This is a genomic window from Stenotrophomonas sp. AB1(2024), from assembly GCF_037482345.1.
GTDB lineage: Bacteria > Pseudomonadota > Gammaproteobacteria > Xanthomonadales > Xanthomonadaceae > Stenotrophomonas.
The window spans coordinates 1,323,527-1,346,088 of the sequence record NZ_JBBHKO020000001.1; the positions used below are offsets into that span (position 1 = coordinate 1,323,527).

At 68.9% G+C, this 22,562-nt stretch carries 11 protein-coding genes; 5 read left to right on the top strand and 6 right to left on the bottom strand.

Features of this window, described 5'->3' with window-relative positions:
* Positions 1-95: 95 nt before the first annotated feature.
* Positions 96-8,732 carry an ESPR-type extended signal peptide-containing protein gene (locus WIX41_RS06320; protein WP_339446250.1) on the bottom strand — a complete coding sequence of 2,879 codons (8,637 nt, stop codon included), beginning with the start codon at positions 8,730-8,732 and terminating at the stop codon, positions 96-98.
* A 614-nt stretch (positions 8,733-9,346) separates the two neighbouring features.
* Positions 9,347-13,231, bottom strand: a complete 3,885-nt coding sequence (gene purL, locus WIX41_RS06325; RefSeq protein ID WP_339446251.1) for a phosphoribosylformylglycinamidine synthase — start codon at positions 13,229-13,231, stop codon at positions 9,347-9,349.
* A gap of 314 nt (positions 13,232-13,545) precedes the next feature.
* Between purL and WIX41_RS06330 the strand changes: the two genes are divergently transcribed.
* The 3 genes from WIX41_RS06330 to WIX41_RS06340 all read left to right on the top strand — a co-directional run bounded on the left by WIX41_RS06330 (position 13,546) and on the right by WIX41_RS06340 (position 16,949).
* A complete protein-coding gene (locus WIX41_RS06330; protein ID WP_339446252.1) occupies positions 13,546-15,648 on the top strand; it encodes a glycosyl hydrolase family 18 protein in 2,103 nt (700 codons plus the stop codon).
* Between the two features lie 341 nt (positions 15,649-15,989).
* On the top strand, positions 15,990-16,202 hold the full coding sequence (locus WIX41_RS06335; RefSeq protein ID WP_339446253.1) for a hypothetical protein: 213 nt from the start codon (positions 15,990-15,992) through the stop codon (positions 16,200-16,202).
* Between the two features lie 108 nt (positions 16,203-16,310).
* Positions 16,311-16,949: a hypothetical protein gene (locus WIX41_RS06340; protein ID WP_339446254.1), complete on the top strand. Its 639-nt coding sequence runs from the start codon at positions 16,311-16,313 to the stop codon at positions 16,947-16,949.
* A 39-nt stretch (positions 16,950-16,988) separates the two neighbouring features.
* Here WIX41_RS06340 and WIX41_RS06345 read toward each other — a convergent pair whose 3' ends face one another.
* Positions 16,989-17,777, bottom strand: coding sequence for a thioredoxin fold domain-containing protein (locus tag WIX41_RS06345; protein ID WP_339446255.1), 789 nt, complete (start codon positions 17,775-17,777; stop codon positions 16,989-16,991).
* A 135-nt stretch (positions 17,778-17,912) separates the two neighbouring features.
* On the opposite strand from WIX41_RS06345, the gene WIX41_RS06350 reads away from it, so the two are divergent.
* Positions 17,913-18,740: a hypothetical protein gene (locus WIX41_RS06350; RefSeq protein WP_339446256.1), complete on the top strand. Its 828-nt coding sequence runs from the start codon at positions 17,913-17,915 to the stop codon at positions 18,738-18,740.
* A 10-nt stretch (positions 18,741-18,750) separates the two neighbouring features.
* On the opposite strand, the gene xerD is transcribed toward WIX41_RS06350, so the two are convergent.
* Entirely contained in the window at positions 18,751-19,725 is a 975-nt protein-coding gene (gene xerD, locus WIX41_RS06355; protein ID WP_339446257.1) for a site-specific tyrosine recombinase XerD, read from the bottom strand.
* A 68-nt stretch (positions 19,726-19,793) separates the two neighbouring features.
* On the opposite strand from xerD, the gene WIX41_RS06360 reads away from it, so the two are divergent.
* Positions 19,794-20,267 carry an RDD family protein gene (locus tag WIX41_RS06360; RefSeq protein ID WP_339446258.1) on the top strand — a complete coding sequence of 158 codons (474 nt, stop codon included), beginning with the start codon at positions 19,794-19,796 and terminating at the stop codon, positions 20,265-20,267.
* A 68-nt stretch (positions 20,268-20,335) separates the two neighbouring features.
* Here the strand turns inward: WIX41_RS06360 and lptG are convergent, their stop codons facing one another.
* Both lptG and lptF read right to left on the bottom strand, forming a co-directional pair.
* A complete protein-coding gene (gene lptG, locus WIX41_RS06365) occupies positions 20,336-21,442 on the bottom strand; it encodes an LPS export ABC transporter permease LptG (RefSeq protein ID WP_339446259.1) in 1,107 nt (368 codons plus the stop codon).
* The gene (gene lptF / locus WIX41_RS06370) at positions 21,439-22,518 is read right to left on the bottom strand and encodes an LPS export ABC transporter permease LptF (protein WP_339446260.1); all 1,080 of its coding nucleotides are present in this window, start codon (positions 22,516-22,518) and stop codon (positions 21,439-21,441) included. Before lptF ends, lptG begins: the two co-directional genes overlap by 4 nt.
* Positions 22,519-22,562: the final 44 nt, after the last annotated feature.

Below are 22,562 nucleotides of genomic sequence, written 5' to 3' on the forward strand. Positions count from 1 at the left end.
GGATCAAACGACTGTTCAGGCCAACACTCCATGCGGAAACCCCGGCCGGCCCTGGCCAGGGTTCCCGTGACCCGCCCCCTCAGGCCTTGCATTGCTTACCAACCGAAGCCGGCACCGACGCCGACCGAGCTGTCATCGCTGCTGAACGCACCGCCGACAGTGACGGTGGCGCGCTCGCTGAGGGCGCGCTGGTAGCCCAGCGACAACGCCGATTCGCCGCTCTGGAAGCCGACGCCGACACCGACGCGGTTCTGCGTGCGGATACCGGCGGCACTGGTGGCCATGTTGAGCATGGCCGCGTTCATCGCACCCTGGCGGTCGATGCGGCGATCCTGGTGACGCAGGCGTTCGTCGATTTCGCCCTTGTAGATGTCGAAGCTGTCGGCCATCGCGTTGTAACGCTGGTCGGTGTAGCTGTTGGCGGTGGCGATGCCACCGTCCAGCTGGCCCTTGTTGACCGCATCGGTAGCGGCGCTGCCGGCGGCGACATTGGTGACCTGGCGTTCTGCACCGACGGCTCCGACCGACACTGTGTCGGCGCGATCAGCAACCGAGCCCTGCCCGAGCGCGACCGAGTTGGCGGCCGTGGCGGTGGCCCCCTGCCCGATCGCGGTGGCCGAGGCACCGCTGGCCACGGCGCCCTCGCCCATCGCCACCGAGGTGACCGGTGCCACCGCAGCCACCGGCTGCGGGGTGCCGACACTGGCGGCAGTCGGGGTGCCCTGCACGATCGGAGCGACGGCATCGGCACTGGCCACGCGGGCCGTGTCGGTACCGGCGACCGCCGTCGCGGTGGTTTCCGCAGCCTCCGGTGCGGCGGCCACGCTGGCGGTGGACACCGATGCGCTGCGCGCGCGCGCCACGTTGCTGCTGCCGCCGGCCACGCGCTGGTCGAGGTCGCTGACCTTGGCATCCAGCGCGCCGAGCGCATCGCCCACGTTGTTGTACGTGCTGCCCTGGATCACGTAGTTGGGCGCAACGAACACACCCTGCATGCCGACGCTGGCCCCGCCGCCGAGGAAGCTGGCGGTGTCGGTCAGCGCCTGGAACAGCTGGCCGCCATTGATGGCCTGGCGGCTGCCACTGGCGATCGAACCGGTGGCGACGTTGTCCAGCGTGGTGCCGTCCACGCCCGACAAGGTGAGTTTGTCGCGGCTGCTGTCGTCGTAGGTCAGCGCGTTGGCGGTCACGTTCTCGACCGAACCGATCCGGTCGTCGATGTCACCGACCCGGGTTTCCACCGCGCCCACGCGCTGGTTGGTGGTATTGAGCTGGCCGCCGGTGACCGCATCGGTGCTGTTGGCGGCAATGCGACCTGCCGCGACATTGACGATGCGGCGGGTGGCCGGCGAATCGGTGCCGTTGCCGCCACCGACCGAGACCACGTTGGCTTCCACGGCACGCGAACCGGCGCCCAACGCCACTGAATTGGCACCGGAAGCGCCCGCGCTGGAACCGATGGCGATGCCATTGGCCCCGTTGCTGACGAAGGCACCGTTGCCGACCGCCACGCCATTGGTGGCGTTGGTCGAGGCGAGGCGGCCGACCACGGTGCTGTTGTCACCGCGTGCCGAGGCATCTGCACCGACGGCCGTCGCACCGGTGGCCGAGGCGGTTGCCGCAGTGCCCAGTGCGCTGCTGCGGGTGCCGCTGGCGGTGGCGCCCGAGCCGGCCGCCAGCGCATCGCTGCCACTGGCGTTGGCCACCCCGCTGCCACTGGCCTGGAAGTGCTGGCCCACCGCATCGGCGGTAGCGGCCACGCTGTCCAGCTGCGCCTTGTTGACCGCGTCGTTGGCATTCACCGCCGCACCCACATTGGTGACGCGGCGGGTGGCCGGACCGGTAGTGCCGTTGCCGCCCCCCACCGACACCACGTCGGCTTCAGTGGCGCGCGAGCCTGCGCCCAGCGCCACGCTGCCGGTGCCGCTGGCCCAGGCGCTCTTGCCCAGTGCGGTGGCATTGATGCCGCTGTAGGCGTAGCTGTCCTGGCCGATCGCGGTGGAGCCGGCCGAGGTGGCCCACGCCAGCTGGCCCACGGCAGTGGTCTGCGCCGCCGTGGCCCAGGCGCTGGCGCCACCGGCGAAGCTGTTGGCCCCGCTGGCCTGCGCGCTGTTGCCGATGGCGATGCCGTAGGCGCCCGAGGCGGTGCTGCCCCAGCCGAACGCAGAGGCGTAATCGCCGCTGGCTTCGGCACCGTAACCGAGTGCGGTGGTGCGCACGCCGCTGGCGGCACTGAACGCGCCCACGGCGGTGCTGTAGTCGCTGCCGGCTTCGGCGCTGTAGCCGAACGCCGACGACTGCAGCCCCGCCGAGGTTGCGCCGGCACCGCTGGCGGTGCTGAACACACCGCTTGCCTGCGCACCGGCACCCAGCGCGGTGGCACCGGTGCCGCTTGCGCTGGTGGCCTTGTCCAACAGCACGTTGCCGTTGGCATCCTCGTAGTACAGCGAACCACCGATGGCGGTAGCCGAATCGGCCGTGGCCGAGGCGTTGTAGCCCGACGCCGAGGCGTAGCGGCCCGACGCCAGCGAACCGCTGCCGTAGGCCGATGCACCGGTGCCGAAGGCGTTGGACGCTTCGCCCGCCGCAGTGGCGTAGCTGCCATCGACATAGCTGCCCACGTCGTCGCCATTGCCGCTGCCGGAGGCCTTGAAGTAACGGTTGGTTTCCTCGGCGGTATCGGCCACGGCATCGAGCTGGTCGAGATTGACCGCATCGGTGCCTTCGGTGCCGGCTGCAACGTTGGTGATCTGGCGCTGCGACGTGGCGGAGCCGACTGAGACGCTGTTGTCGCGGTCCGCGCTGGAGCCGGCACCCAAGGCCACGCTGTTCACGCCGGTCGCCGTGGCACTCTCACCCAGCGCAGTGGCGCTGGCCGCATCGGCCCACGAGTTCCAACCGATCGCCGTGGTGTAGTCATCGGTCGCCCAGGCACCGGCACCGAACGCCGATGCACCGGTGCCCGACGCGCGCGCCGGAATGAAACCGAAGAACGTGCTGCCGCCCACCGCCACGCTTTCATCGCCGGTGGCTTCGCTGAACTCACCCACTGCAACCGCACTGGCGCCAGAGGCCGTGGCCGCTGCGCCGACGGCGGTTGCGTAGGCATTGGATGCCACTGCACCGTAACCCAGCGCCGAAGACAACTCGCCGGTCGCTTCGCTATAGCTGCCGAATGACGACGCACCTGCTTCAGAGGCGGTGGAACGGAAGCCATTCGCGGTGGCCTGCTGGCCCGACGCGATGGCTTCGCTGCCGTTGGCGGTGCTGTATGCACCGGAGGCCTGCGCACCGGCACCAGTGGCGCTGGCGCCGATCTCGCTGGCCGACGCTCCCGTGCCGACCGCCACGCTGTTTTCGCCGGTGGCCTGGGCCTCACTGCCCAGCGCCGCCGCACCTGCGCCGGCAGCCAACGCGTTGAAGCCGATGGCGGTGGCGTTGTTGGCCAGTGCATTGGCACCACTGCCAAGCGCGCTGGCACCATCGCCAATCGCGTTGGATGCTTCACCGGCCGCCAGCGCGTTGTCGCCTTCCACATAGGCACCGGCATCGCTGTCGCCGCTGCCACTGGCCTGGAAGTACTTGCTGGTGGTTTCGGCCACTGCGGCCACTTCCTTCAGCTGCGCCACGTTCACCGCATCGGTGTCTTCGGTACCGGCACCCACGTTGGTGATCTGGCGGTCGATGGCGTCGTGCACCACGCCGGCCGCATCGGTCCAGGCTTCTGCGGCGCCGACCGACACCGTGTTGGCACGGTCGGCCAGCGTTCCGGCCCCGAGCGCGACGCTGTTTTCGGCATCCTTGGTGGTCCAGGTATTGCTGCCCACCACCGTGGAGTTCAGGGCCTGCGCGTAGCTGTTGTAGCCGACCACGGTGGCGCCGTCTTCGGTCGCCCACGCCTCGCTGCCGATGGCCGTGGTCTGGATGCCCTGGGTCGCACTGTTGGCATCGGCACCGGCCAGCGCGTTGAAACCAACCGCCACACCGTTCTGCGCGGTGGCCGCGTTGTTGCCCAGCGCGACGCCGTACTCGCCGGCATTGGCCTGCACGCCGAACGCGGCACCGGCTACGTTGGCGCGGGTGCCCTGGCCAACCGCAGTGGCTACTTCGTCCGCGTAGCTGTAGGTCCCCAGCGCGGTGCCGAAGGAACCTGCGGTGGCACCCGCACCGAAGGCACTGGCGGCCCAGCCATCGGCCGTGGCGAAGTTGCCGATGGCCGTGGTTTCGCGACCCAGCGCCCAGGCACCGTAACCTACGGCGGTGGAGGCAAGGCCACTGGCCTCGGATCCCGCACCCACCGCGACGGCACCAAGCCCCTGCGACAGCGCGCCGCCGCCGATGGCCACCGACGCGTTGCCACTGGCCGCGCTGAGGTCGCCCACCGCGATGGCGCCTGCGCCGGTGCTGGCCGCATTGCTGCCCACGGCCACCGCATTGTCGGCGGTGGCCGTGGCGTTGAAGCCAACCGCAGTCGCCTCGTTGGCGACCACCGTGCTGCCGGCACCCAGCGCCGTGGCGCCGTTGCCGATCGCATTGCTGGCTTCACCGGCTGCCAGCGCATCATCGCCATCCACGAACGCGCCGGCATCGCTGGCATCGCTGCCGCTGGCCTGGAAATACTTGCTGGTGGTGGCGGCCGTATCAGCCACCGCATTGAGCTGGTCCACGTTCACCGCATCGGTGCCTTCGGTACCGGCGGCAACGTTGGTGATCTGGCGCTCGCTGCCGGCACTGCCAACCGACACGCTGTCGTCGCGGTCGGCAATCGAGTCCGCTCCCAGCGCCACGCTGTTGACGCCTTCGGAAGTGGCCGCGTTGCCCAAGGCGGTGCTGTTCAGGCCCGGCGACCACGCCCCCCCGCCCACGGCGGTGGAGTAATTGCCGGACGCTTCGGTCGGCAGCAGACCGAACAGCGCGCCACCGATGGCAACACTGTTCGTGCCGCTGGCCAGGCTGCCCTGGCCGGTGGCGGTGCTGTACGCGCCGCTCGCTTCGGCATCACCGCCGAGCGCGACACTGTTGGAGCCGGTGGCCTGGGCGAAGCTGCCCAGCGCGGTGGCGTTGAACGCGGTGGCGGCGGCATAACCACCGATCGCGGTGGTGTAACCAGCGGTGGCTTCCGAGGCGAAGCCGTAGCCGGCCGACAGGGTGCCGCTGACCACGCTTTCGGCGCCGACGGCAGTCGCACCCGAGCCGCTGGCGGTGCTGTAGTAGCCCAGCGCTACCGATTCTTCACCGGCCGCTTCGGACAGCGCGCCACTGGCCAGGCTGCCCGCGCCCGAGGCGATGCTGGCCGCACCGTTGGCGGTGCTCTGCTCGCCCGACGCCAGGCTTTCCGCACCGCTGGCCGTGGCGTATTCGGCAGTGGCCTGTGCATCGGCACCCGCTGCGGTGGCATTGGCCGCACTGGCCAACGCGTTGAGGCCGACGGCGGTGGCACCGTCGGCCAGGGCGAATGCACCGCTGCCCACTGCCGAGGCACCCGTGCCGCTGGCGAAGCTGCTGGAACCCACAGCCGTGGCGTAGTCGCCATCGGTGGCGGCATTGGAACCCGCCGCCACGCTTTCTTCGCCACCCGCCACGGCCACGCCATCACCGGTTGCCTGGAACGTGTCGGTGGCAGCCGTGAGCTGATCGACGTTCACTGCATCGGTGCCTTCAGTACCGGCAGCGACCTGGGTGATCTGGCGCTGCTGGTCGTCATTGCCGACCGACACGGTGTAGGCCCTATCGGCACGCGCGCCGGCACCCAGTGCTACCGCGTTGGCGGCACTGGCATTGCTGCCCGCACCGATGCCGATCGCACTTTCACCACCGGCCACCACATTGGTGCCGATGGCAATGGTGTTGATGCCGTCGCCCAGCGCCTGGTAGCCCACGGCCACGCTGTTGTCGCCGTAGCCGAACGCACCACGGCCCAGCGCGGTGGAACTGTTGCCACGCGCCCAGCTGTTGTAGCCGATCGAAGTGGCGCCGCTGCCGTCGGCCCAGGCCGCAGTGCCCACGGCGGTGGCGTTGGCCTCGGTGGCCCAGGCGCTGGAGCCGAACGCGGTGGCGCCGTCGCTGGTGGCCCATGCGTAGGCGCCAGTGGCGATGCTTTCGCTGCCGCTGGCGAAGGCGTTGTCGCCCTGCGCGATGCTGTAATCACCGGTGGCGCGCGACTTGTAGCCCTGCGCCAGGCTGTTGTCGCCGGTGGCCTGTGCGCCGCTGCCATAAGCGTTGCTGAGCGCGCCGGTGGCCTGTGCGCCCGCACCCACTGCGACCGCATCCTGTGCAGCGGTGGTGCCCACCGTCACCGCGTTGCCGTCGGCGTCCACGATCGGCTGGTTGTACTGGTCGTAGGCCTGGCCGACACCACCGATGGCGACGCTGCCGTTGCCGTTCGCGGCGACATTGCGGCCGACCGCAACGGTGTCATCGCCGATGGCCGAAGCGCCGTTGCCCACGGCGGTGGCGCCGGTACCGAAGGCGTTGCTGGCCTCACCCGCCGCCAGCGCGCCGTCGCCGTCGGCGAAGGCGCCCACGTCGCTGTCCTGGGAGGCATTGGCCTTGAAGCGGTAAGCCGTGCTGTCGGCGGTCTCCGCGACGGCATCCAGCTGCGCCTTGTTGACCGCATCGGTGGCTTCGCTGCCGGCGGCGACATGGGTGATCTGGCGTTCGTTGCCGACATCGCCAACCGAGACGGTGTTGTCGCGCACGGCCGTGGAGTTGGCACCCAGGGCGACGCTGTTGGCGCCGCGCGCGGTGCTGTAGAAACCGACCGCCGTGCTCAGTTCACCACTGGCCCAGCTTTCCGCGCCGAGGGCGGAAGCGCCCTCGCCCGGTGCATACGCGAAGTAGCCTACGGCGGTGGCTTCGGTGCCGGAGGCTTCGCTGAGCGTGCCGTTGGCCACTGCGTAGTCGCCACTGGCAATCGCGCCGGCGCCTACTGCGGTGGCGGCCTCGCCGCTGGCCTGGGTATCGACGAAGAAGCCCAGCCCGGGAATCAGGTCGACCGGACCGCCGATGGCGGTGCTGCTGGTACCGCTGGCCGCGGTCTGCGTGCCGACCGCGGTGGCGTAATCTCCCGTTGCATTGGCCACCGCGCCGAACGCCGACGACTGCGCACCGGCTGCATACGCGCCGACGCCATAGGAGGACGCCGCGAAGCCCGCCGCTTCCGCACTGGCGCCGACTGCGGTACCGCCCACGCCGGCGCTGGTGGCACCGGTATCGACCGGTACCCCGCCATTGGTGATCAGCGGGTTGCCGTCTTCGTCCACGGCTGCACCGCCAACGGCGACGCTGCCCGGGCCGCTGGCCTGCGCGTTGGTGCCGAACGCTGCGCTGTTCTGGCCGCTGGCCAAGGCGTTGTAGCCGACCGCCGTAGCATTCTGCGCCACCGACGTTGCACCACTGCCGAGCGCGGTGGCGCCGTTGCCGAGCGCGTTGCTGGCTTCGCCAATCGCCGTGGCGTTGTCGCCATCGGCAAACGCACCGGCGTCGCTGTCAGCGCTGCCGGTGGCCTGGAAATACTTCGCCGTGGTCGAGGCCACGTCCCCCACTTCATCCAGCTGGGTCTTGTTCACCGCGTCGTTGGCTTCTGTGCCGGCGGCAACGTTGGTGATCTGCCGTTGCAGGCCGTTGTTGTTGCCGACCGAGACGGTGTCCACGCGATCAGCGTAGGAGCCGGCGCCCAGCGCCACGCTGCCGACCGCAACCGCTGCGGAGTTGGAACCGAGTGCCGCACTGAAATCGGCCACGGCAGTGCTGAAGGCACCCACCGCAATGGACGCTTCACCGCCGCTTCCGGCGCCGCGGCCGAGCGAAGTACTGCCCGCGCCGATGGCCAGCGCGCCGCCGCCAATGGCAGTGGCACCGTCGGCACTGGCCTCTGCCAGACCCCCAATCGCGGTCGCGGCGCCGTTCTCGCTGGCGGCGAATGCGGACGCGCCGAGTGCGACGTCGCCCAGGCCGAATGCCATTGCGTTCTGGCCGACCGCGACGGTGGCGTCACCGATGGCCAGGCTGCCCTGGCCAAATGCGCTGCCACCCAGGCCTGCCGCAACGGCATCGCTGCCGACCGCCGTGGTGGCATTGGCCAGCGCCTGGCTGTCGTGGCCGAGTGCAGTGGCGCCATCACCGTCGGCGGTGGCATCGGCACCGGCCGCAAGCGCGCCGTCACCGTCGATGCTGGCCGCATCGCTGTCGTTGCCTTCACCATCTGCCTTGAAATAGCGGGTCGCGCCTGCAGCAGTGGCAGCGACCGTATCCAGCTGGGCCTTGTTCACCGCGTCGGTAGCGGCAGTGCCAGCAGCAACGTTGGTGACCTGGCGCTCCTTGCCGGCATCGCCGACCGAGACCGTGTTGGCGCGCGTGGCCCGCGAGCCGGCGCCGAGCGCCACGCTGTTGGCCGCCGAGGCGGTGCTGTTGCTGCCGATGGCCACCGCGTTCGCGCCCGATGCGGTCGCGTTGCCGTCCACCACGCAGCTGTCGATCACGTTGCTGTTGAGTACCACACAGTTCGCGCTGCCGCCCACTTCCACCGATTGTGCATGCGCATGGGATATCGCTCCCGCCATGCCCAACCCCAGTGTCAATGCAATGGCGGCCGACAATGTCGATGCGCTGCGCGCGCCAGCGGATCGTCGCTGATCGATAACCACGCCCGGGGTCTGGCTGCTGGCCAATTCGGAGGCAACGACCATCTGCCCCAGTGCTTTGTTCCAGACCTTGCGATAAATCCGATTCATCGATGCGACTCCTGGTTGGCTGGTTTTGGGCAAAGCGACGCCAACGCCAGGCCGCGTGGCCCAACGTCCCCTGGGGGCGTTTTCCGCTTGATTTACTGCGTAGTGCCGGATGGCGCGCTATCGGCGCGATCAACGAACAGAGAACTCGCCATCCTTGCGGTTACTTCCGAACTGAACACTTCCCAACTGAGAACTCAGTGTTAACGCAGGGTTTTCATAACGTCAAGACTTTGACAGTAGAAATTGTTCTAACGCGAGAAGCGTCACACATTCGCCCATTCATGCGGTCAATTTGTTAGATGCATGTGAGCATCTTTCATCACGCGTGAAACCCGACGTAACTCATTGCCACGTATTGAATCGCGCGTTCTGTACACCTGTATATTTCACGTGACTTTCACCGATGGGGATGCGTGAGCAGCATTTCCATACGCCTGCGTCGCGAAAAGCGCGCGCGTGCGCGATGGCGCGCTGCGACATCGGCAACGTGTGATGTGAAGACGGAATTGCGCGAACGCGGCGGTGTCTGCGTGGGCCGGCCAACGGCCGGCGCTACCGCTTCGGGACGTGTGCGGAGGCGGCACGCGTGGCGTGCCGCCGTGGGGTGCGGTGCGTCAGTTGCACCACACCCGTGCGTTGCGGAACATGCGCAGCCACGGCGAATCGCCGTTCCAGTCCGCCGGGCGCCAGCTCAGGTTCACTGCGCGCGGGGTGCGCTCCGGGTGCGGCATCATGATGGTCACGCGGCCATCGGTGGTGGTCAGGCCGGTGATGCCGTCGGGCGAGCCGTTCGGGTTCAGCGGGTACTGGGTGGCCACGTTGCCGTCGCCATCGACATAACGCAACGACACCCGGGCCGCGGCCTGGTCCACTGCGCTGGCGAACACCGCCTGGCCTTCCCCGTGCGCCACGGCCACTGGCAGGCGCGAACCGGCCATGCCCCGCAGCAGGATGGAGGGCGACTCCACGATCTCCAGCAACGCGGTGCGGGCTTCGAACTGCTCGCTGCGATTGCGGCGGAACTGCGGCCAGTGTTCCGCTCCGGGGATGATGTCCTTGAGCTGGCTCATCATCTGGCAGCCGTTGCACACGCCCAGCGCGAAGCTGTCCTGGCGCGCGAAGAACGCGGCGAACGCATCGCGCAGTGCGCTGCGCTCCAGCACCGACGTCGCCCAGCCACGACCGGCACCGAGCACGTCGCCGTAACTGAAGCCACCGCAGGCAGCCAGGCCGGTGAAATCGGCCAGGTCCACGCGGCCGGCGATCAGGTCGCTCATGTGCACGTCCACCGAGGTGAAGCCGGCGCGTTCGAAGATGTTCGCCATCTCGATCTGGCCGTTGACGCCCTGCTCGCGCAGCACCGCCACGCGCGGGCGCGCGCCGGTGTTGATGTACGGCGCCGCCACGTCTTCGTTGAGGTCGAAGCTGAGCTTCGGCTTCAGGCCCGGCGCGATGAAGCTGCGCGCGATGGCGCGCTCCTGGTCGGCGTTGTCGGGGTTGTCGCGCAGCTTCTGCATGGCGTGGGTGACCGACCACCAGGCATCGAACAGCGCTTCCCAGCGCCACTCCACCAGGCTTTCGCCCTGCAGCGAGACGCGCACCACCGGTGCGGTGGTCGGGCGTGCGATGCGCTGGGCGCATTCGGTCAGCGCATGGCGCTCGACCAGGTCGGCGAACGCGGCGCGGTCTTCGCGGGCGATCTGCACCACCGCGCCCAGCTCTTCGTTGAACAGGCTGCGGAACGCATCATCGCCCCAGGCATCCAGGGTGATGTCCAGGCCCTGGCGCGAGGCGAAAGCCATTTCGCACAGCGCGGCGAACGCGCCGCCATCGCTGCGGTCGTGGTAGGCCAGCAGCAGGCCGGCCTGGCGCGCGTCGCGGATCAGGTCGAAGAACGCACGCAGGCGCTGCGGGTCGTCCAGGTCCGGCACGGCACCGGCGAATGCCGGCAGCGCGCTGTGGTCGGCATGCACCTGGGCCAGGATCGACCCACCCAGGCGCTGCTTGCCGGCGCCCAGGCCGATCAGCCACAGCTCGCTGTCGGTATCGCGGTCCAGCAACGGGGTCAGCTGGGTGCTGGCGTCGGCCACCGGCGCGAACGCGGTGATCACCAGCGACACCGGCGACACCGATTTGTGTCCCTGGCCATCGGCGTTCCACTGCGCCTGCATGGACAACGAGTCCTTGCCGACCGGGATGCTCAGGTCCAGCTGCGGGCACAATTCCATGCCCACCGCGCGTACGGCGTCATACAGCAGCGCGTCTTCGCCGTTGTGGCCGGCTGCGGCCATCCAGTTCGCCGAGAGCTTGACCGTCTCCAGCGCATCGACCGGGGCCGCGCACAGGTTGGTGATCGCTTCGCCCACCGCCATGCGCGCCGAAGCAGCGGCATCAAGCAGGGCCAGCGGGGTGCGCTCACCGATCGACATCGCCTCACCAGCAAGCGTATCGAAGCCGGCCAGGGTGATGGCGACGTCGGCCAGCGGCAGCTGCCACGGACCGATCATCTGCTCGCGTGCGGTCAGACCGCCCACGCTGCGGTCGCCGATGGTGACCAGGAAGTTCTTGGACGCCACCGACGGGTGCGCCAGTACGCGCAGGCCGGCGTCGTGCAGGTCCAGGCCACCGGTTTTCAGCGCCGGCCAGCGCGGGGCCGGCGGGTGTGCGGTGTCGCGGTGCATCTTCGGCGGCTTGCCGAACAGCACGTCCATCGGCAGGTCGATCGGGGCATCGGCCGGAATGTTGCCGACCGTTGCGCCGTAGGCGACCACCAGGCGTTCTTCGGCCGTGGCCACGCCGACGGCGGCGAACGGGCAGCGCTCGCGCGCGCACAGCGCGGCGAACTCGGCCAGGCGCTCCTGCGGCACGCCGAGCACGTAGCGTTCCTGCGATTCGTTGCACCACAGCTGCATCGGCGACAGCGACGGGTCGTCGGTGGGCACCTTGCCCAGGTCGATCACACCGCCCACGCCGGAGTCGTGCAGCAGCTCGGGAATGGCATTGGACAAGCCGCCGGCGCCGACGTCGTGGAACCAGCGGATCGGGTTGTCCAGGCCGAGCGCGACGCAGCGGTCGATCACTTCCTGGCAACGGCGTTCCATTTCCGGGTTGTCGCGCTGCACGCTGGCGAAATCCAGATCCTCGGCGCTTTCGCCCGACGCCACCGAACTGGCCGCACCGCCGCCCAGGCCGATCAGCATGGCCGGGCCGCCGAGCACGATCACCGCATCACCGGGCTGCAGCTTGAGCTTCTCTACCTGGACCTGGTCGATCGCACCCAGGCCACCGGCCAGCATGATCGGCTTGTCGTAGGCGCGGGTCAGACCCTCGCCTTCAGGCAGCTCGAAGCTGCGGAAGTAGCCCAGCAGGTTGGGCCGGCCGAATTCGTTGTTGAAGGCGGCGCCGCCGAGCGGGCCTTCCAGCATGATGTCCAGCGCCGGTGCCATGCGCGGGTTCAGCGCGCGCGGCGCTTCCCACGGCTGCGGCAGGGTCGGGATGCGCAGGTGCGAGACCGAGAAACCGGTCAGGCCGGCCTTGGGCTTGCCGCCGCGGCCGGTGGCGCCTTCATCGCGGATCTCGCCGCCGGCACCGGTGGAGGCGCCCGGGAACGGCGCGATCGCGGTCGGGTGGTTGTGGGTTTCCACCTTGATGCAGAACGCCGAATCGACCACCGCTTCGCTGCGGTATTCGCCCGTGGCTGGATCGGGGCGATAACGCGCCGCCGGGAACCCGGCCACCACCGCTGCATTGTCGCTGTACGCGCTGAGCGTGTGCTGCGGGGTCTGCTGGTGGGTGTTCTTGATCATGCGGAACAGCGAGTGGGCCTGGTCGGCGCCATCGATGGTCCAGCTGGCATTGAAGATCTTGTGCCGGCAGTGCTCGGAATTGGCCTGCGCGAACATCATCAGTTCCACGTCCGACGGCTTGCGGCCCAGTTCGCCGAAGCGCTGGCGCAGGTAGTCGATCTCGTCCTGGGCCATGGCCAGGCCGAGGCGGCGGTTGGCCGCTTCCAAATCCTCCAACGCCACCCGCTCCAGCTCGCCACGGGCCGGCGCGGCGAACAGCGCCTGGGCCTGGGCGGCATCGTCGAGCACCGACTGGGTCATCGGGTCGTGCAGCGCACGGATCACCGCTTCGCGGGCGACGGCATCGGCCGGCCACCCGGCCAGGTCGATGCGCAGGCCACGCTCGACGCGGCGGATCGGCTGCCCGGCGCCACGCACCAGTTCGGTGGCCTTGCTCGACCACGGCGACAGCGTGCCCAGGCGCGGCACCACGAAGCGGGAGGTTGCCCCTGTTTCCTGCGGCGCCAGCGCGGGCTGGGCCTCCAGTATCCGGCTCAGGATCGCCGGGTCCGGGGCTGCATCGCCCTCGGTCTGGATGAAGTACACGTGCCAGGCACCGGTGATGCGCAGGTCGGCGGCCAGGGACTGCAGGCGGGATTCAAGACGTTCGCGGCGGAACGGCGAAAGGGCGGATGCGCCCTCGAGGACCATCATGTCCGGGGAACCGTGGTTGGAGACGGGGCCCACTATTGTACCGGTCCGTGCCGGCCGGTGGTCGGTCCCGGGATCGGTTCCAGCCTGCCCGCCGCCGGTCCGGACGAAAGCACCGGCACCCCGAACCTTGCGCTGGCGCACGGATTGCCCCCGCAAACCATGACAACGTTGCCACCACCTGCCCGGCACACCGCCTGGCGGGCCACGTGTCCGCCCCCTCTGCTGTTGCCGGCCTCTCTCACCGGCCCCGGACCTGCTGCAACGCTGGCCGGCACCCTGCCGCCCAGCGCCCACCACCTGATCGGAGTACGACCATGGCTGACCCGATTGCGCGCAGTACGGTGACATCGTTATCTCCCCGCTCCCCGGCCCGGCACCGTCGCTGGCTGCTTGCCCTGGCACTGGGCTCGGCGGCGCTGAGCCCCGGCCTGGCCCTGGCGGCCAGCTGCAGCGGCGTGCCGGAGTGGAATGGCAACGTGATCTACCTGGCCGGCAGCACCCTGCAGAAGGGCGGCGTGCTGTACCGGGCCAACCAGGACATCTGGAATGCCCCACCCGACCACCCGGCGGGCGCGCCGTACTACACCAACCTGGGCGCCTGCGACAGCGGCGGCAGCAACCAGCCCCCCAGCGTCAGCCTGACCTCGCCGGCCAACGGCGCCAGCTTCAGCGCCGGCAGCACCATCACCGTCAGCGCCAACGCCAGCGATGCCGATGGCAGCGTCAGCAAGGTCGAATTCTTCCGCGGCGGCACGTCGCTCGGGATCGACACCAGCGCCCCCTACAGCGTCACCTGGGCCAACGCCGCGGCGGGTACCCACACCTTCAAGGCCGTGGCCACCGACAACAACAATGCGGTGACCTCCTCGGCCACTGTCAGCGTGACGGTCAACGCAGCCAGCAACGACACCACCCCGCCCAGCGTACCCGGCGGCCTGGCAGCGCCGTCCAGGACCGCCACCACGGTGAACCTGGCCTGGAACGCGGCCAGCGACAACAGCGGCGGCAGCGGCGTGGCCGGCTACGACGTGTACCGCAACGGCAGCCTGGTCGGTTCGCCCAGCGCCACCCAGTACACCGACGGCGGGCTCACCGCCAGCACCAGCTATACCTACACCGTGCGTGCGCGCGACAACGCCGGCAACGCGTCGGCACAGAGCGCGTCGATCAGCGTGACCACGGCCACAGGCAGCGGTGACGGAGGCAGCAAGCGGGTGATCGGCTACTTCACCCAGTGGGGCATCTACGGGCGCAACTACCGGGTCAGGAACATCGACACCAGCGGTTCGGCCAGCAAGCTGACCCACATCAACTACGCGTTCGGCAACGTGCGCAACAACCGCTGCGAAGTGGGCGTCACCCAGCCGTCCGACCCGAACAGCGGTGCCGGCGGCGACGCGTTCGCCGATTACACCAAGGCCTTCCAGGCCGGTGAAAGCGTCAGTGGCAGCGCCGACACCTGGGACCAGCCGCTGCGCGGCAACTGGAACCAGCTCAAGCAGCTCAAGGCCAAGCACCCGAACGTGAAGGTGCTGATCTCGCTGGGTGGCTGGACCTGGTCGCGCGGCTTCTCCAGTGCGGCGCAGCCGGCCAACCGCCAGGCGTTCGTGGCCTCGTGCATCGACGCCTACATCAAGGGCAACCTGCCGGTCACAGACGGCGCCGGTGGCGTGGGCGCGGCAGCGGGCGTGTTCGACGGCATCGACATCGACTGGGAATACCCGGTGGCATGCGGGCTGAGCTGCGGTACGGCGGCCGACAACGCCAACTTCACCGCGCTGCTGGCCGAGTTCCGCCGCCAGCTCGATGCAGTGCGCCCGGGCCTGTTGCTGACCGTGGCGGTAGGCGCGGGCATCGACAAGATCCGGGTGACCGATCCGGCGGCGTATCACGGCTACCTGGATTACATCAACGTGATGACGTACGACTTCCACGGTGCGTTCGATCCGATCACCGGCCACCATTCGGCGCTGTTCGATTCACCGGCCGACCCCTCCACCGGTGACACCAGGCTGTACAACAGCAACGATGCGATGGAAGCCTTCATCGCCCGTGGCGTGCCGGCCAGCAAGCTCAACCTGGGCATCGGCTTCTACGGTCGCGGCTGGACCAACGTGCCCAACGTCAACAACGGCCTGTACCAGAGCGGCAGCGCGGCGGCGGGCACCTATGAGGCCGGCATCGAAGACTGGAAGGTGCTCAAGAACCTCAACCACCCGGTCTTCACCGACGCCAACGCACGGGCCACCTGGAGCTACAACGGCACCACGTTCTGGAGCTTCGACACCCCGGCGCTGGTGACCGAGAAGATGGGCTACGTGAAAACCCAGGGACTGGGCGGCGCGTTCTTCTGGGAGTTCAGCGGCGATGACACCCAGGGCACGCTGGTCAACACGATCAGCAATGGCCTGAAATAAGCGCGACCGCGCCCGGGGCCGCGGTGCCCCGGGCGCACCTGCATGCCGCCATGCATGACGTAACTGCAATGAACTGACACGTTCCTGAAAGTGTCGCGCGAGTGCAGCCGACAGAATATGCGGCAGATGACTGACGGCCGCCTTGGGAGGCCCACATGCCCTTGCCCCTTGCCGGCCGACCGCCACCGATACCGCCGCGTCCCGTACGCGCGACCGCACCCGAACGTCGGACCGCGCCCCAGCGTGCCTTGACGCCGCATGGGATTTCAAACGCCGAACGTGCTCCGTCGACGACCTCGGCGCCGCTTCACGCAACGGCCGGCACCGCTGCCAGACAGCCAATGCCCCTGCGTGACGTGACCAACACGATCCCCACCCCGGCGGACGCATCCAGTGATGGGGAGGACTGGGGCAGCGATTTCGGCGATGACAACTACACCGTCGAGGAGCTGACGGCATTCCGTCTTCGCTTCGAACGCGAGGAAGAGGAGATCGCAAACGCGCAACGCCACTGGTTTGCGTCGCCCGCGCAAGGACGGGGCAATCACGACTGAAAGCGACCCAGACGTGCAGGCGCGTCCGGACCTGAGCATTTTCTGGAAGCCAACGGGGACTGCCTTTTGAATAGTGGCGTTCCTTCTTTTCATGGCGCCTTGTATCCCATGCGGACCCCCACCGCCCTGCTGTGCATCCGCGCCGCCCTCGGCAACCGGCACGCGCAAAAGACCCTCGAAGGCCGACGCGCCCTCAAGACACCGATCCTCACCGCCATCCGCAACGCCAACCGGGAGTGGAAGAAAGGCCGCGAAGGGCTCCGCAATTCATTCGACCCGCCACGGTCCGGGCCTGCGTCCCGCGCAGGCGCGCCATCCCTTCCCTTCAACGCCACGCGCCCGCCCGCGTGGGTCGGGAACTGGCGCAATCTGGATCAGGCACGCCCCGCCATGGCCTCCGTCCAGGCAGGGCAACCCGAGGCCGGCGCGGCGCGGACAAGCCTGCTGCCCGACAACCACAGTTGGCTGCACCACGGTTTCGGCGCCGGAAGCGCACTGCGAGACTTCCTGGATCCGCGCTGCGACAGGAGCACTGCCGATCTGTTCGGCGAATCCAGATCGGCTGCCGGAGGGGGCACTGCCAACGACGGCCTGTCCATTGCCACTGACGACCTGCCCATCACGATCGCGACGCTGGATACCGCCGCCTTGGACATGCCCGCCGAGGGCGCCTACCCCGACGACGACTCCGACAGCGATCAGCGTACGACTGCTGGGCGACGTAGTCGACGATTCGACCTGGCGTGAGGCGCCGCTTCGGACCCTGTGATCCAACGCGGCGCTGGCTCAGTTTGCCTGGCGCTCCAGCGCCTTGAGCAGCTGCGCCGGCGGCACATAGCCGCCCAGCTGGGTGCCATCGGCGGCGAACACCGCCGGGGTGCCGCTCACGCCGACCTGCTGCCCGAGGTTGTACTGCATCGCCACCGGGCTGGTGCAGTTCTTCGGGGCAACCGGCTGGCCCTGCTTGGCATGGGTGAGCGCCTGGCGCCGATCGGCCGCGCACCAGACCGAGATCATGTCGGTGAAATCCTTGCTGCCCGGGCCCATGCGCGGAAACGCCAGGTACTCGACCGTGATGCCCTGCCGGTTCAGCTCGGGAAGGTCCTGATGCAGCTTGCGGCAGTAGCCACATTCGATGTCGGTGAACACGGTGATGGTGTGCTTCGGCTTGGCGGCCGCGAACACGATCCGCTCGCCACGCGGCACCTTGTCCAGCAGCGCCTTGCGGTAGGCCAGCAGGCCGGCACTGCTGGCCGGCGCGCGGTTCTGGATGTCGTAGGGCTGCGACTGCATCAGGTAGCGGCCATCGTCGGAGACGTACAGCACCTGGCCACCGACCAGCACCTCGCGGAAACCGGGGAACGGCGCGGCGCCGATGTAGTCCGGCTTGAACTTCGGGTCCAGCCCGGCCAGCGCGCTGCGCACGGTCTGGTCGGCATCCGCATTGCCCTTGGCGGCAGGGGCGGCAGCGTTGCTGCCCGGCTTGCCGCCCGGCGTGGCACCGGGGGCGGCCGGCTGGGCGCAGGCGGTCAGGCTGAGCGCACCGAACAGGGCCACGGTAAGAACTCGACGCATCTGTACATCCACGGAAGAGAGTGGGCGGATTCTCGCACAGCCGCCCGGGTGAAGCCTGTGAGGCCGAGGGATTTCTGAAAGTCGCCGCCGCCCCGTACGGGGATGATTCCATCCCCCGAATCGATTCCCGGCCGCATGCGCATTCCTTCCCCACTGCTCTGGTTCAAGGCACAGCTTGGCAGCACGGCAGCCAAGGTGGAGCTGAGTGTCCGCTCCCCCAACAACGGCCGCTTCGACGCGGCCGTCATCGCGATCCAGAACCGGGAGGCGCGTTTGACCCAGGCCTGGCAGCGGGGCCAGGTGTCCGAAAAGCAGCTGGACAACCGCAGCCGCTACCTGACCGACCTGCACCAGAAGCTGTATCAGGATCGATCGGCCATGGCGCACAGCGTATCCATGCAGAACATGCTGACCCGCATCTGCAACCCGTCGCCGGTGTCCGGCCCGCGCAGTCTCTCCGGGTCGCTGGAGTCGCTGGCGTCACGCACGTCGGTCACCTCCCGGACTTCGGTGACGTCCATCGAACAGTTCCAGAAACGCGCCATGGAGAAGCTGGCCGGCGACGTGTGGAGCGGCCGGTTGAATGTGCTCAAGGAGCTGCGCGCGGAAGTGCGGGCCACTGCCGATCTCATGGCCGAGGCAGATCCCACCCTGCGGCAGTCCGAGGCGATTGCAGCGGTCTTCGACGGTCTGCAGGCGCGTGCGCCGGTGGGTTCAGGCCAGGCAGGTCCGGAGTGGGACGTGGTGCGCTACCTGCGGCGGGCAATGCTGACCAACCCCGACGGCCCCAGCTGGCGGGTCGCAACCGACGGGGCGGTCGCCCCGGACACCGCCGACCGCCATGCGTCGTGGCTGGCACAGCCATTGCCCACCGGCCCAGCCCCGCCGAAACCGCCGCGGCTGGGCGAGCCCCGCGCGATAAGCCTGGCGCGCGACTGGCGACCGGGTGAATCCAGCGCCTGAGGGGGCGATCCTACCCGCGCGGGTGGTGCTTGGCATGCAGCTTCTGCAGGTGCTCGCGCGCCACCAGGGTGTAGATCTGGGTGGTGGACAGCGAGCTGTGGCCGAGCAGCATCTGCAGCGCGCGCAGGTCGGCGCCGCGGTTGAGCAGGTGGGTGGCGAAACTGTGGCGCAGGCCATGCGGACTGATCCGCACCGGGTCGATGCCGGCCAGTACCGCGTATTTCTTCACCAGCGCCCAGAACTGCTGGCGGCTCAGCGGATGCAGTGACGGCGCCAGGAACAGCGGCACCTCGCCGTCGCGCGCCGGCACCGTGCGCGTACCGGCCAGCTGTGGCCGCGCTTCGCGCAGGTAACGTTCCAGCCAGTGCTGGGATTCCTCGCCCAGCGGCACCAGCCGTTCCTTGCTGCCCTTGCCGGTCACCCGCAGCACGCCCTGGCGCAGGTTCACCGCGTTGGCCGGCAGCTCCACCAGTTCGCTCACGCGCAACCCGGCGGCATACATCAGCTCCAGCATGGCGCGGTCGCGCAGGCCCAGTGGCTGGGCCACGTCCGGGGCGGCCAGCAGCGCATCGATCTGGCTTTCGGCCAGCGCCTTGGGCAACAGTCGTGGCAACCGCGGCGGATCCAGCAGCGCGCTGGGGTCTTCGCTGCGCTGACCACGCCGCACCGCATCGGCGAAGAAGGCGCGCAGCGCCGACAGCAGCCGTGCGTTGCTGCGCGGCGACCAGCCATGGCGCGCGCGCCACGCCAGGTAGTCGAACAGGCCCGCGCGGTCGATCCCGGCCAGGCCGTTGCCGGCGCCAGCGCGCCAGCGCGCCAGTCCTTCCAGGTCGCGCCGGTAGCTGTCCAGGCTGGCCCGGGCCAGGCCCTGCTCGGCCCAGACCCCATCCAAGAAACGCTGGATCAGCGCGTTGTCGGCATCACGCAGCTCGGGCAGGTGCTGCACCAGCTGGCGGCGGGCGGCGGGGGTGGAGGTGTCAGCCATGTACACAGGATACAGGCGGGCCGGCGGCGACCATCCAAACCGGAAGCGGGCGAAGGTATGCTCGGCGCATGAGCACACCCACCGCCGTGGCAACCGACACCGCCCGCCCTGCATCGCTGCTGTTGTGGCGGCTGCTGGCGCTGGTCTACGACTTCTTCCCGGCGCTGGCGCTGTGGATGCTGGTCGGCGCGTTGTTCACCACCGGCTACGCCACCGGCCACGCCGCGCGCGACAACATCGCCCCGTTCAGTGCGCTGCAGTGGGTGCTGTGGCTGTGCTGCTGGGTGGTAACCGGTGTGTACGCCGTCGAAAGCTGGCGGCGCGGTGGCCAGACGTTGGGCATGCGGCCGTGGCGGTTGCAGGTGGCAGGTGCCGATGGCACCTCGCCCACGAGACGCCAGCTATGGCTGCGCTATGCGGTGGGTACCCTGTCGGTGCTGCTGGGGGGTCTGGGTTTGTGGTGGGCGTTGGTTGATCGCCAGCGTCTGACGTGGCACGACCGCGCAAGCGGCACCCGAATGGTGAGGTTGTCGAAGCAATAAGGACGCAACGGGAACCGCCTGGGCCGGCCAACGGCCGGCGCTACCGTCGGGTTGACCCGGTTTCCGGGTCAACCCGACTTGCGCCGGAACAACATCCCCGACACCACCAGCATCACGATCGGTGGCAGCGCATAGGCGATGCGGTAATCGAACTTCAGCGCACCGGCCATGCGCCCGAAGAACAGCTGCAGCAGCCAGAAGCCCAGCGCGAACAGGATGCCCAGGAACAGGCGCTTGCCCATGCCGCCGCTGCGCAGCGAACCGAACGCGAACGGCACGGCCGCCAGGCACAGCGCCAGCACGTTGAGCGGGTAGAACCAGCGGCTCCAGTAGATGTCTTCGTAATCGCGCGCGTCCAGCCCGTTGCGCTTGCGGTACTCGATGCTGGTGCGCAGATCGCGCGCGGCCAGGTTGCGCGGCTTGGAGAACCCGGTGGCCAGCGCGCCCGCATCCAGCTGCGAGTCCCACTTCTCGGTTTCAGCGGTGGTGCGTGTGGCCGAACGCTCGCCGAAGGTATCGCGGCGCACCTTGTTCAGCGTCCAACCGTCAGCGCTGTGCTCGACCGTGCCGGCATGGGTCAGGGACGCAACCTTTCCGTCAGGCGCGATCTGGTACAGGCGCACGTCGCTGAGCACCAGCCGCGTGCCGCCGCCGGGCAACAACTGCTCCTCGCCGCTGGTCGCGTTGAGGAAGATGTCGCCTTCACGCACCCAGACGCCCGAATAACGCGAGGCGGACAGGCTCTGCCCCGACTTCGCGCTGATCTTGATGTTGTCGGCACGGTCCTGCGCCCAGGGTGCCAGCGTTTCGCCGCTCAGCACCATGACCGCCGTCATCAGTGACAACGCAATCGCCACGGAGACGCTGAGCCGCTTGCGCGACAGCCCCAGCGCGCGCAGCGCGGTGAGCTCGGACGTGGCGGCCAGCTGGCCCAGCCCCATCAGCGAACCGATCACCGCCGCAGTGGGGAAGAACGTGTAGGCCCGGCGTGGCACCGTGTACAGCACCCAGGCCGCCGCATGGCCGAGCGTATAGCCGCCCTTGCCCACGTCCTTGAACTCACCGGAGAACGCCATCACCACGTCCAGGCCGGTCAGCACCGCCCAGGTCAGCAGCACGGTGCCGAACACCGCCCGGCCCAGATAGAGGTCAAACCGCATCGGGTGAAGCTTCATGCGGTCCTCCGCGGGCGCGAGAGCTTGCCGTCGCGCAGATACATCCAGATGGCCAGGGCCAGCAGGGGCAGGCTCAACCACCACAGCCCCACGCTCCCCGGCAGCTTGCCATCGGCGATCCAGCGGGTACCGATGAACATGAAGTTCATGCCGACCATGTAGGCCAGGAAGGCCAACATCATCCGGCCATAGCGCTGCTGGCGCGGCGAACTGCGCGCCAGCGGCACGGTCATCAGCGCAAACGCCAGCGCGATCAGCGGCGGGGTGATGCGCGAGTGCAGCTGCGCCTGCGCCTCCGGCCGGGTGTCACCGAACAGCTGGCCGGTCGACAGCAATTCCGGATCGTCCTGCTCGCGGGTATCGGCGCCATCGGGAAGGGCCACGTCATTGCGGGCGAAGGTCATCAGCCGGTAATCCAGGGCCCCGTTCATCGGCCCCTGGATCTGGTGGCCCGCTTCCAGCTGCAGGTAACGCTGGCGGTCGCCCTCGAAGAACATCCTGCCGCGCTCGGCGGAGACCACCTCAATCCGGTCCTCGCGGACACGCTGCAGGAAAACGCGGCCCAGGCCGGTGCCATCGGCGCTCACCGAGGACAGATAGACCACCCCGCCATTGGGCAGCAGGGTGAACTTGCCCGATTCCAGCCCGGCCATGACCAGGCTCTTGTTGGCGCTCGCGATCATCTGCTCACTGGTCCGGTCGGCCCAGGGGCCCAGCCAGAGCGAGCACAGCCCGACCAGCCCCACCACCGGCAGCACCAGCATCAGCACCGGTCGCAGCAGCCGCTTGGGGCCGACGCCAATGGCCGTCAGGACCGCCATTTCCGAGTCCCGATAGAGCCGGGCCGTGGCCAGCAGCAGGCCCAGCATCAGCGCCAGCGGCAGGATCAGCGGCATGTAGACGATGAACTGCAGGCCCAGTTGGGAGAACAGCAGGCGGGCAGGCAGGCGGCCATCGGCGATGTTGCCGAGGATGTCCACCAGTACCCCGCCCACGCTCACCACCAGCAATACGATCAGGGTGGCCAGAAAACTCTGGACGAAATCACGCAGGAGATAGCGATCGAGCTTCGACATGGGGCGGTGGTTTAAACTCTCGGATTCGTTCGCGTGGTTGCCCA